We start from the raw sequence: 12338 nt of genomic DNA on the forward strand, positions 1-12338 counted from the left end.
AGAAATGCAGAGGTAACCTATAGAAATTGTAAAATAAACACTTGATCTATTCTCATCTATCCTATTATTAGGTTGGAATTAGCACCGTTACTCCGTTCAGAACGTGTTGGTTGCTAAGGTTTCTAAGGGCCAAATCCCTCCACCTTTCTTGATAAGTTTTGAGTTGCAAAAATAGGAGTATTTTTTAACTTAACAAATTTTTAACAAAAAAAATCTGCCCAAATAAGATTTGAACAGATTTTAAATATATTTTGTTTTGCTTTGATATTACTTTCTTCAAATTAAGGGAAGAAAGCAATGACATCGAAATTAATGATGACCTGCGTGTAAATAAGGACCGTTTCCTTTTGGCTGGTTATAGATTACTTCTACACCTTCTTGCTCTACCAAAGTTTTTCTTCTAACGTCTTCAGGATTAAATTTTTTAGTTTTCCCGAAATATTCGGCTAAACCTTCTGTAAGCCACATTGGGATTACAACTCCGAAGAACATTAAAATACACCAAAATCCCACCAAAAACATTGTGATGAAATATACAGTCCAAAGAAACTGGTAAACTGGCCAAAAACCTGCTAAAAACATAATTTCTATTATTTTAGGCAAAAATAAAACAATTTTTTAATCGACAAAAGTTTTTCACGTGAATTTTGTCATTTAATAGAAGTTATTATTATTTAGAAGAAGCTTATTTTAAATTATTAAAACCTAAAAAGCCTCTTCTAAAGAATAAAATAATAACTAGTGAGCTAATGCAGCAAAGAAATCATTTCCTTTATCATCAGTTATAATAAACGCTGGAAAATCTTTAATTTCAATTTTTCTCACCGCTTCCATTCCTAATTCTGGGAAATCTACTACTTCTACGCTCAAAATATTTTGTTTAGCCAAAATTGCTGCTGGCCCTCCAATTGAACCCAAATAGAAACCTCCGTATTTTGCACAAGCATCTGTTACATCTTTGCTTCTATTTCCTTTGGCAAGCATAATCATACTGCCTCCATTCGCTTGAAATTCATCTACATAAACATCCATTCTTCCCGCAGTTGTAGGCCCGAAACTTCCACTTGGCATTCCTTGTGGCGTTTTTGCTGGTCCTGCGTAATAAATTGGATGATTTTTGAAATATTCTGGCATTGGCTTTCCTGCGTCTAACAATTCTTTAATTTTTGCGTGAGCAATATCTCTCGCTACAATTAGAGTTCCGTTTAATTTTAAACGAGTTTTGATAGGATATTTAGACAATTCTGCCAAAACCTCTGGCATTGGTCTGTTCAAATCTATAGAAACAGGCTCTTCTAAATGAGGTGCCACTTCTGGCAAATATTGAGCTGGATTGGTTTCTAATTGTTCTAAGAAAATACCTTCTTTGGTTATTTTTCCTTTGATATTTCTATCTGCAGAACAAGAAACTCCCATCCCTACTGGGCAAGAAGCTGCGTGTCTTGGTAATCTTATTACTCTAACGTCGTGAGTTAAATATTTACCTCCAAACTGAGCTCCAATTGCAGATTCTTGACAGATTTTTTGAATTCTTTGTTCCCATTCTAAATCTCTGAAAGCTTGTCCTCCTTCGTTTCCTGATGTAGGAAGATTGTCATAATATCCAGCAGATGCTTTTTTAACGGCTGCTAAATTAGCTTCGGCAGAAGTTCCTCCAATTACAAAAGCCAAGTGATATGGCGGACAAGCTGCGGTTCCTAAATCCATTATTTTCTCGCGAATAAACTCTTCTAAAGATTTTTCGTTCAAAAGAGATTTTGTTTTTTGATAAAGAAAAGTTTTATTGGCAGAACCACCACCTTTTGCTAAGAATAAAAACTCGTAATAATTTCCTTTTTTTGCATAAATATCTATTTGTGCAGGAAGGTTAGAACCAGAGTTCTTCTCATCAAACATAGTAAGAGGAACAATCTGAGAATATCTCAAATTTTGTTTTTGATACGTATTGAAAATCCCTTTGCTAATGTATTCTCCATCGTCAACTCCAGTGTAAACATCTTCTCCTTTTTTAGCAACACAAATTGCAGTACCTGTATCTTGACAAGAAGGCAAAGCTCCTTCAATAGCTACAGCTGCGTTTTGCAAAAGATTATATGCTACAAATCTGTCATTATCAGTAGCTTCAGGGTCGTCTAATATTTTTTTCAATTTTGACAAATGTGCTGAACGAAGCATAAAAGAAACATCTTTCATGGCTTCTTCTGCCAAAAGCTCCAGAGCCTTAGGTTCTACTACAAGAATCTCCCTCTCGCCTAATTTTTCTACTTTTACGTAATCTGAAGTTAGCTTTTTATAAACTGTGTCATCCTTTAGAATAGGATACGGATCTTGATAAAAAAAGTCCATATTTTAGTATTTTTAATTTACGATTTACGACATTATAAAATCTTCTTTTTTATAGAAAATTCAATCAAAAAAACTGAATTGTAAATTTACGGAATTTCGATTTTTTAGCATTAAAAAAGTCCCGAAAATTTCCGAGACTTAAAGTGATTTATAATGAGTTTAAATTACAACCTGACTAGCAAAATAATCTTCTAATTCTTGCAAGGTTTCTGAGTTGGTTTGTATGTCTTTTACAATTTCACCTCTATTTATCGCAACAATTCTATTGCAAACTTCTGTGGTATGTGCCAAATCGTGACTAGAAATAAGAAATGTAATTTGTTCCTTTTGAGACCAATCTTTTATTAATTTTTTCAATTTTATTTGAGTAGTAGGGTCTAAATTTGCAAAAGGCTCGTCTAAAACTATAATTTCTGGTTCGCCAATTAAAGCGCCTACAATTCCTACTTTTTTCATATTTCCTTTAGACAAATCTCTGATGTATTTTTTCCCATTAAGAATTTCTCCATTAAAAAAATCTGAAAACTGTTTCAAAAACTCGTCCACATCTTGTCTTTTTTGATTTCTAAGTTCGCCAATAAAATAAAAATACTCTTCTGGCGTAAGATAACCAATTAAAAAATTCTCATCAATAAATGCAGAAACTTTACTTTTCCAATGCTCAGATTTCGCCACATTTTCTCCATCTACAGAGACGCTTCCAGAACTCGCTTCAATTAAATCTAACAAAAGACTGAAAAGAGTGGTTTTTCCTGCTCCGTTATTCCCTACCAAACCAAAAGTTTCACCTTTCGGAATTTCCAAAGATTCTATATTAAGAACTTTTCTGTTGCTGTATATTTTTGAAAGTTGTTTTACTGATATCATAGTTTTGGTTTTAATTAATCGTTTTTCTTGAATGAAGCAATTGCTGAATACTTTTCTTTGATATAAATTTTAACAATAAAATCAAATATTTTTGCCCTAAAAGCAAATCCTACTGCACCAACAACCGCTATCGTAAACATCGCTGCAAACATCCCGAAGAAATATTTCATCACTGCAAAAATTGCCATCGGAAAAAGCAATTTAGGAATTGTAAGCAATAGATTCTTTGCATTAAATTGATTTTTTTCTCCCATAGATTTTGCTCTAGTATTCAAATCGACTGGGTTTTTATTGTAAGCACCACTCAGTAAAGTAAGATGAGAATTAATTCCCAAATTATAAACTCCCGCAGCAAGAAATGTAAAATACAAATCCCAACTGATAAAAGCATAACCAATCGCGAGAATCATACACAAAATAGTTGCTAAATTCACCAACCACCATTTTGCTTCTAAATATTGTCTGTACGGAACTTTTTGCGTCATCATTAATGGATAATAAGAACTGTCCCAAGCTGGCACTCTTTGTCCGAATATGAAAAGAAAACCACCCGTTACAAAAATCCCCAAAAACATTTTCATAAAATCTGTTTCATAGGTTTTAGTAGAATAAATAAGCAACCCGTAGAAAAGAAACATCACACTTCCAATTACAGCACTTTGAGCAGCTTTGCTCCTCTTTATCAACCGAATATCATTATTTAAAAAAGCTCCTAAAACTCCATATTTATTAAGAAATTCTATATTTTCTGTTTTTCCTTCTGCTTTTTTAAGTTCTAAACCTTTATCCAAATAAAAATTCTTTAAAATATATTGATACGTGTAATAAGCTAAAAACAAAGCAATTAAAATCGGAATTACAAAAACGCCAATCACATTGTAAAAACTATAAAACACCAATTCGGAAAGTTTAGAAAGCTCAATAATTTCATATTTATCTAAAATCCAAAATACCACAAAAAATGCCACTGTTCCGTAGAGCCAATTATCCTTTCCGTTAATGAGAATATTGATGAAATTATTAATATAGAACATTGCAAAAACACCCAAAAACCACATTAAAACTCCCAAAACATTATAATGATTAAAAAGCATTAGCCCTGCAAAAGGAATTAAAAAAAGTAAATTTCCCCAATTGAAAAAATTAGTAATAACTTTCAAAAGAGTATAATTGACGAGTTTTTTCTTAGAAATATTCTGAGTAAGAAAAGGTTTAATATTTTGAGTTGGAAGCTGCTGCATAAAATATCGAACTGCCAAATCAAAAACTAAATAATAAACCAAATATTTTGAAACCAAAACAAGCGGATCTACATGAAGTTTATTCTGTGCGATAAAAAAAATAAAAAAAGCAGCTCCCACAAAGATTACAGCAAAATTTGCCAATGCAAAAAGCGACATAATTTTAAAAAATAAATTCGCTCCAAATTGTGGATTCCTGATAAAGTTTTTGAGTTCTAATTGCAACAAACGAAAATACATACCTTAGTTTTATGTATTAGTTTCCATTGAAGCCAAAACGTTACATTAAATACTCATCAATTCCTTTGCTTGAAGAATTGCGGCATCTGTAATCTTGCTACCAGAAAGCAATTGCGCAATTTCGGTCAGTTTTTCTTCTTGGTTTAAAGAAACAATCTGAGTTTGAGTTTTGCCTTCAATATCAGATTTTTTCACTTTATAATTATTGTTTCCTTTGGCTGCAACTTGCGCAAGATGTGTAATTACAATTAGTTGCATATTCTCTGCCATTTCTTGCATCACTTTCCCTATTTCGTCGGCAATTCTACCAGAAACTCCAGTGTCTATTTCGTCTAAAATCAACGTTGGCAACTCAGAATTTTCTGCCATTATTTTTTTAACCGCCAACATTACTCGACTCCTTTCTCCGCCAGAAATTGCGGTTTGAATTGGCTTTAAAGGGAAACCAGAATTTGCCTGAAACAACAATTGAATTTTCTCCTTTCCAAACTGAACGAAATCTTTAGTCGAAGTAAGTTCTACTTCTACTTTGGCTTTTTCTAAACCTAATTGTTGAAGCAAACTTTCTATTTTTTCTTTAAATAAAGGAATAGATTGCTGTCTGTTTTTAGTTAAAACTTTCGTTTGCTTTTCCAATGAATTTTCTAATTCTGCAATTTGTTTTTCCAAAGAAGAAATTTTGGTTTCCAAATCCGAAAAAGAACTTTGCTCAGCAGAAAGCTCATCTTTAATTTTAATTAACTCTTCAATTTCTGAAACTTTGTGTTTCAAAAACAAAGAATTTATTTTATCATTTTGTTCTTGCAAAGCCAACAAATCTTCGTGATTTGTTTCTATATTCTCGGCTTCGTTTTGCAATTGAAAAAGAGTATCTTTTAGTTCAATATAATTTTCCTCAAATCTTTGGTTGATTTCTGAAAATTGCAAAGACAATTCTGCAATTTTATTCAGTTTGTTTTTAATGTCGTACAAACTATCAAAAACGCCTACTTCATCTTGGTCTGTTCGAGCAAAAATCTGAGCTAAAAGTTCAGAAATTACCCCTTTATTTTCTGCCAAAGAAATTTGAGATTGCAACAATTCAAAATTTACATTTTCTAAATTGGCAGATTGCAATTCATCTAGCAAAAATTGTTTATAATCACTTTCTTTATTGCCTTCCGAAAGTTGATTTTTGAGTTTTTCTAGTTCTTTTTTTAATTTTTGATATTGAGAAAAATCATTTTGATAACTTTCAATTAAATTTTTATTCTCCGAAAGTCCATCTACAATTTTAAATTGATAGGCTTCACTAAACAGATTAGAAGTTTCGAACTGAGAATGAATATCTACCAATTTCTCAGCAAGTTGCTGCAAAATATCTAGCGTTACAGGCACGTCGTTTACAAAAGCTCTGGATTTTCCGCTAGGCAAAATCTCTCTTCTAATGATGGTATTTTCGTCAAAATCTAAATCGTTTTCGGTGAAAAAAGTTTGTAAATTATTAGAAATTTTAAATTCAGCTTCTACAATACTTTTGGCTTCTAAATCTGCAAAATTCTTCAAATCTGCCCTTTCGCCCATTATCAAACGAAGTGCACCCAGAATAATAGATTTTCCAGCACCAGTTTCGCCAGTAATTACCTGCAAACCACGCTGAAGATTAATCTCCAACTGGTCTATAAGCGCAAAATTTTGAATGAAAATTCGGTTTAGCATTTTTAGAATTTACGATTTTTAGATTTCGAAGCGTAAATTTATAACTTTAATTGTGAATTTAGGAAATTTTTAATTGCTTAAAATCACAAATCAAGAGAACTTAGTTCCACTTATTCCATTTAGAATCCGAATCTTTGGGAGAGAATGTATTCATCAATTGTTTCAGTTCGCTCATGTTTACAGAACCGTTGTTTCCAGAGTTGAAAATATTGAAAATTTCGTCTTTTTTGCTATCAATAAAAATATTGAAAGGATAATTCATTTGAAAAATAGTTTCGTAGAATTTCAATTTAAGAATTTCATTTGCAATCAATTGTTTTGTAGCAATTTGGTCTGCTTTTGCCAAATTATCTAATCCTATTCTGTGATAATTGTAATAGAAATTTCTAAGCGTAGAATTCTGTTCTGCCAAAATTGCAGCAATTAAAGAACCTCTCGTTCTCGGCCCATCCATCTGAGACCAACCTGCATAATTCTGATTTTGAGAATTTTGAGTAATTTTCATTGCTTTATCAAACCAAGGCGTTCCGCTTTTCATTTGGAAAGTATCTGCATCGTAACCCAAAATAAGATAAACGTAGAAACTGACAACATCTATTAAATTTTTGCCAGAAAATTGCCTTTCGTTGAAAATCATGTTTTGATTTTCTACATATTCAAAAGAAAAATTAGTATCATTAATATTAAGAATTGGCGAATCGTACTGAGATTGATACACCGGACGAACAGATTGCACCACCAAAGTTCCTTTGAAATTATTACCCGTTTTCTCTGTTAAAACAATTGCAAAACTGCATTTTATTTTCTCGAAATTTTGAAGTTTTTTGCCTGTCCAACTGGTATTGTTGATGAAATCTTTCAAGCTTTTTTCTAAAGTTCTGTACAATTGCAAATTGCTACCTCCCAAACTCTGATAATTTATCTGAACCTGAGCATTGAGTTCTTGCGCAAAACTGAAATTGCTAAACAATAAAAAGCCAAATATGTAAAGTAGTTTTTTCATTAAAAATGTTTTCGGTTTTAAAAACGATTTTTTTTATTTTTTATTGAATTTTTCTTCTACAAAATCCAAAATATCTTTCGCAACGTCTTCTTTAGATTTCAAACTAAACTCTTTATGTTCTGTTTGCGTTAAAATTTTAATTTTATTGGTATCTTTTTGAAAACCTGCTCCTTCGTCCTTCAAAGAATTAAGCACAATCATATCCAGATTTTTTTTCTGCAATTTTCCTTTTGCATTTTCCTCCTCATTTTGAGTTTCCAAAGCAAAACCCACTAAAAATTGATGAGATTTTTGCTCACCCATTTTTTTTAAAATATCAGGATTTTTTACCAATTCTATAGTAAATTCATCTTCAGATTTTTTAATCTTTTCTGTAGCAACAATTTTTGGCGTATAATCTGCAACAGCAGCGCTCATTATAGCAATATCAGACTTTTCATAAAATTTAAAAACCTCTTCAAACATTTCTTTCGCAGAAGTAACTTTATGAATTTCTATATTTTTATTATTCGTTTTTTGAGCAGTTGGCCCAGAAATCAAAAGCACTTTTGCGCCTCTTTTTTCGGCTTCTTCAGCAATAGAAAAACCCATTTTACCGGAAGAATGGTTTCCAATAAAACGAACAGGATCTATCGCTTCATAAGTAGGACCTGCGGTAATAAGAACTGTTTTTCCATCTAAAGTTTTAGGCTGAGATTTAATGAAAAAATCTTCTATTTTCTGTAAAATCGTTTCGTTTTCGGCTAATCTTCCTTGCCCCGTTAAACCAGAAGCTAATTCGCCAAATTCAGCAGGAATGATAACATGACCAAATTTTTCTGCTTTTTCCAAATTTTCTTGAGTAGAAGGATGTGCATACATATCCAAATCCATCGCTGGAGCAATAAAAACAGGACATTTTGCAGACATATAAGTTGCAATAACCAAATTATCACAAATCCCATGAACCATCTTTGCTAAAGTATTGGCTGTACAAGGAGAAACAAGCATTATATCTGCCCATAATCCCAATTCTACATGAGAATTCCATGTGCCTTTTTCATCATAAAAATCTGAAAAAACAGGATTTTTAGAAAGTGTAGAAAGTGTAACTTTTGAAACAAAATTCTCTGCCGAAGGAGTAAGAATTACTTTTACGTCAGCACCTTTTTTTATAAAATCTCGAACAAGGTAATTCATTTTATACGCAGCAATTCCGCCAGAAATTGCAATTAGAATTTTTTTACCTTTTAGAGTCATATTTTCGCACATTTAAAAAAACGAATTTATTGATTTTTTTTGAATAATCCTTCGAAAAAGGATTCTCTACTAAAAAACAAAAAATCACAGAAAATTCTGTGATTTTAATTTATTTCAACACAATTGTGTTTATTTTCTATCGTCTGTTCTTCTAAAATACACTTCATCGTCTAGCCATTCTCTTACTGCGATAGAGGTTGGTTTTGGCAATCTTTCATAATTTTTAGAAATTTCGATTTGTTCTCTGTTTTCAAAAACTTCTTCTAATGTAGAATTATGCACTGCAAATTCGTCTAATTTTTGGTGTAATTCTGATCTGATTTCAGCGTTAATCTGCTCAGCTCTCTTCCCCATAATTACTATGGCTTCGTAGATAGAACCTACTTTTTCTTCTATCTTATCTCTGTCGTAAGTGATTGTATTTACTTCTGCTTTTGTATCTTTTACGCTCATTTTGAGTGGATTATTTTAGATTTAGTTTGCAAAGATAATTAATTTCTTCTAATCTTGAAAGTAGCTGCTGGTTCTGGAGTGCTAATTTTTGCACTATCTATTCTAGTTTTGTTAGCAACTTGCTCATCTTTGATTTGTTTTTTAACCTTTTCTTTCTCTTCAAGCTTGGCTTCAGCTTGCTTTTGTTTCTCGGTTAATTCGGCTCTTCTTGCTTCAACTTCTTTCTGTAATTTAGCAAAAGTTTCAGCTTCTTTTTGAAGTCTTTCTCTTGTTGCTACAGCATCTTTAGCATTATCAGTATCTGGAAATTCTTTTTCTACAGTTCTGGTGTAAGCCAATGCATTATCTAATCTTTCTTTTTTAAGATCATAAATAGAATTAATGGCTAATTGCGCTTTAGATTTAAGAATATAATTAAATATTTTAGATTTAAGTTTTGTAGCGGGGAAATCATTCATAACATTTTCGAATGCTATATCTGCGGCTTTGTAATCTGCCATTTTGTAATATTGTCTGGCATTTTCATACGCTTTGAATTCTAATTTATAATTGAGCTCATCAATCATTTCGTTGATGTTTTTTGCTCTTTCAGAATTTGGATAATTATTGATAAAATCCTGCAATTCGTTAATTGCCGAATTGGTATTTGCTTGGTCTAAATTATAATCTAAAGAACCTTCATAATAACAAAGAGCAGACATATAAGCTGCTTCTTCTCTTCTTGGGTCTTTTGGGAAACTTTCTGCAAATCTTTTAAAATGATAACCAGCTAATTTGTAGTTTTTATCATAATATTCAGCAGAAGCAGATTTATAAAGAACTTCTGGCGCATCATCAGTTCCGGCTACCAAATTAGTAAGCCTTTCGTAAAGCGCAAGAGCATTAGTCCATTTTTTCTTTTCATACTCTTTATTGGCAACTTTCAGTATAAAATCTTTATCGGCACTTGCCATTGCCAACCTGTGTTCTTTATTACAAGACAATAGCACCAAAGCGATTGCCAAAATAGAAAATGTTTTTTTCATAGATGAAATAGTGGGAAAACTCTTGATAATGTTTCCTATTCAGTTTGCAAAAATAAAACTTTTTTTGTCAAAAGATTTATTTTAAGATACTTTAACGTATTTTAGATTAAATTTGGTATCCCAAAAGTGCAAAAACACTCAAATTGAGATGATTTTTCAATTTTTTTTCAGAATTTAGAAGAAAGTCTTCTTCATTTCCTTTAAGATAAATTTCATAAAAATTTTTGTTTCTAATGGTAAAAACTACTGTACCAAGCAACATAGAAACAATATCTTCAGATTTTGCGGCTCTCTTAAAAACTCCCGTTACAATTCCTTTTTGAATTACATCGTCTAAAACCTTTACAAAAGTTTGATAAAACTCTAACAATGTATTCTTTACGCGGTCATCATGTCTTAATTCTTGCGTTACAAAACCATGAAAATAATTATAGGTAAGCAATTGTTTTACAATAAAATTTATAATTTCTTTCAATTGCATTTCGGGTTTTCCATCTTTAATGGTTTGGGTAAATTCGGCAAATGTTTCTCTGGTTTTTTGAACTCTGTACTGATAGAGATTTACCATCATTTTTTCTTTAGAGCCAAAATAATAAGAAATCATCGCTACATTAATATTCGCTTTTGTAGAAATATCCCTTACAGAAGTACCTTCAAAGCCTTTTTTTGCTATCAATTCTTCTGCTACATCCAAAATTTGTATCTGTTTTTCCGTAAATTTCTTCTTCATCCAAATTTAGTTTACAAGTAAAGGTATAAAAAAGTTTTCCCACAGCAAACAAATGTTTAACAAAAAACACATATTTTATCTATAATCATTATCTTTGAGGATGATTTTATTTGATTTTCATCATCATAACAGAGAAAATACTTACGGAATTTACAATTTAGAACCAAAAGAAATTGTAACAGAGAAAAAATATTCTGTAGGAATTCACCCGAAAGATATTGATGAAAATTGGGAAGAAAATTTCGAAAAAATAAAAGAAATTTCGCTCCTTCCAAACTGTGTCGCGATTGGAGAATGTGGTTTAGACGGATTAATTTCTGTAAACGAAAATCTTCAAAAAAAAGTTTTTGAGAACCACATTCTTTGGGCAAACCAAATCAAAAAACCTGTTATTATACACTGCGTTAAACGATTTTCTGAAATCATTCCATTTCAAAAAATAGCTGAAATCCCATTAGTAATTCACGGTTTTAACAAGAAAAAAACAATCGCAGACGAAATGCTGAAATACGGTTTTTATTTAAGTTTTGGAAAATCTGTCTTACACAGCTTATCTTTGCAGTCGATTTTAAAAGAATTTCCTTTAGAAAAAATGTTTTTAGAGACAGATGATGCAAATTTCAACATTGAAGAATTGTATCAAAAAACGGCTGAAATAAAAGGAATTTCAATTGAAAATTTACACAATAATATTCTAAAAAATATTGAATCTTTATCTATTAAAATTTAAATTTGATGAGCACAGATTGGTTACAACGTTCCGAATTATTAATTAAAAATGAAGGCATAGAAAAACTAAAAAACGCTAATGTTTTGGTAGTTGGCCTAGGTGGAGTTGGTTCTTTTGCAGCAGAATTTCTGGCAAGAGCTGGCGTAGGAAATTTAACCATTGTGGATGGAGACACCGTAGATATCACCAATGTAAATCGTCAGTTGCCCGCTTTGCATTCTACCGTTGGCAAAAATAAAGTAGAAGTAGTTGCCGAAAGAATTTTAGACATCAATCCAGAAGTTCAACTTGTCCCGATTAATGAATTTTTATCGCCAGAAAGAATGGACGAAATGCTGGAAAACAATAAATTCGACTATGTTTTAGATTGTATTGACAGTGTGTCTCCAAAACTTGCTTTGATAAAAGCTTGTAGAAGAAGAAAAATTAAAATAGTTTCTTCTATGGGAGCTGGCGGAAAAATGGACCCCAGCAAAGTAATGGTGAGAGACCTTAGTAAAACTAAGAATTGCTATTTGGCAAAGCAAATAAGAAAACGTTTAAAAAAAGAAGGAATTACAAAAGGTTTTAGATGTGTTTTCTCTACTGAAATTCAAAACGAGGACAGTTTAAAACTTACAGACGGAAGTAATTTTAAAAAATCTTTTTATGGCACAATTAGTTATATGCCAGCTCTTTTTGGTTTAAATGCAGCTGCCGAAGTTATTAATTATTTAGTAAAAAGCCAGAAGAAGGAAGCTGGGAGTAACTAAGTATGAATCTTAAA

Annotated in this window: 12 protein-coding genes and 1 riboswitch; of the genes, 2 read left to right on the forward strand and 10 right to left on the reverse strand. The window is 31.5% G+C overall.

The genetic code is table 11. The annotated features are described in order from the left end of the window. Positions 1 to 49: 49 nt before the first annotated feature. A riboswitch (SAM riboswitch) is annotated at positions 50 to 158 on the reverse strand. A 151-nt stretch (positions 159 to 309) separates the two neighbouring features. The 10 genes from QM746_RS01350 to QM746_RS01395 all read right to left on the reverse strand — a co-directional run bounded on the left by QM746_RS01350 (position 310) and on the right by QM746_RS01395 (position 10842). Beyond that, positions 310 to 582 carry a hypothetical protein gene (locus tag QM746_RS01350; RefSeq protein ID WP_414982570.1) on the reverse strand — a complete coding sequence of 91 codons (273 nt, stop codon included), beginning with the start codon at positions 580 to 582 and terminating at the stop codon, positions 310 to 312. Between the two features lie 156 nt (positions 583 to 738). Continuing rightward, entirely contained in the window at positions 739 to 2346 is a 1608-nt protein-coding gene (locus QM746_RS01355; protein ID WP_414982571.1) for a fumarate hydratase, read from the reverse strand. Positions 2347 to 2505: 159 nt separating this feature from the next. Next, complete coding sequence (locus tag QM746_RS01360) at positions 2506 to 3213, reverse strand: ABC transporter ATP-binding protein (RefSeq protein ID WP_414982572.1); 708 nt, start codon at positions 3211 to 3213, stop codon at positions 2506 to 2508. Positions 3214 to 3227: 14 nt separating this feature from the next. Next, positions 3228 to 4694 carry a DUF5687 family protein gene (locus QM746_RS01365; RefSeq protein WP_414982573.1) on the reverse strand — a complete coding sequence of 489 codons (1467 nt, stop codon included), beginning with the start codon at positions 4692 to 4694 and terminating at the stop codon, positions 3228 to 3230. A 45-nt stretch (positions 4695 to 4739) separates the two neighbouring features. Next, positions 4740 to 6392 carry a DNA repair protein RecN gene (locus QM746_RS01370; RefSeq protein ID WP_414982574.1) on the reverse strand — a complete coding sequence of 551 codons (1653 nt, stop codon included), beginning with the start codon at positions 6390 to 6392 and terminating at the stop codon, positions 4740 to 4742. A 100-nt stretch (positions 6393 to 6492) separates the two neighbouring features. Further along, a complete protein-coding gene (locus tag QM746_RS01375; protein ID WP_414982575.1) occupies positions 6493 to 7395 on the reverse strand; it encodes a DUF4835 family protein in 903 nt (300 codons plus the stop codon). 33 nt (positions 7396 to 7428) lie between these two features. Continuing rightward, positions 7429 to 8634, reverse strand: a complete 1206-nt coding sequence (gene coaBC, locus QM746_RS01380; protein ID WP_414985106.1) for a bifunctional phosphopantothenoylcysteine decarboxylase/phosphopantothenate--cysteine ligase CoaBC — start codon at positions 8632 to 8634, stop codon at positions 7429 to 7431. A 129-nt stretch (positions 8635 to 8763) separates the two neighbouring features. After that, positions 8764 to 9087 (reverse strand): DNA-directed RNA polymerase subunit omega, encoded by a 324-nt coding sequence (locus tag QM746_RS01385; protein ID WP_374362414.1) that lies wholly within the window; start codon positions 9085 to 9087, stop codon positions 8764 to 8766. 38 nt (positions 9088 to 9125) lie between these two features. Next, on the reverse strand, positions 9126 to 10112 hold the full coding sequence (locus QM746_RS01390; RefSeq protein ID WP_414982576.1) for an outer membrane protein assembly factor BamD: 987 nt from the start codon (positions 10110 to 10112) through the stop codon (positions 9126 to 9128). Between the two features lie 106 nt (positions 10113 to 10218). Next, complete coding sequence (locus QM746_RS01395; RefSeq protein ID WP_414982577.1) at positions 10219 to 10842, reverse strand: TetR/AcrR family transcriptional regulator; 624 nt, start codon at positions 10840 to 10842, stop codon at positions 10219 to 10221. A gap of 100 nt (positions 10843 to 10942) precedes the next feature. Here QM746_RS01395 and QM746_RS01400 point away from each other — a divergent pair, with 100 nt between their 5' ends. Together QM746_RS01400 and QM746_RS01405 are read left to right on the forward strand one after the other, a co-directional pair. Next, the gene (locus QM746_RS01400) at positions 10943 to 11572 is read left to right on the forward strand and encodes a TatD family hydrolase (protein ID WP_414982578.1); all 630 of its coding nucleotides are present in this window, start codon (positions 10943 to 10945) and stop codon (positions 11570 to 11572) included. Positions 11573 to 11577: 5 nt separating this feature from the next. Beyond that, positions 11578 to 12324 (forward strand): ThiF family adenylyltransferase, encoded by a 747-nt coding sequence (locus QM746_RS01405; RefSeq protein WP_414982579.1) that lies wholly within the window; start codon positions 11578 to 11580, stop codon positions 12322 to 12324. Positions 12325 to 12338 lie beyond the last annotated feature (14 nt).

Origin of the sequence: Cloacibacterium sp. (assembly GCF_047601505.1) — a bacterium.
GTDB lineage: Bacteria > Bacteroidota > Bacteroidia > Flavobacteriales > Weeksellaceae > Cloacibacterium.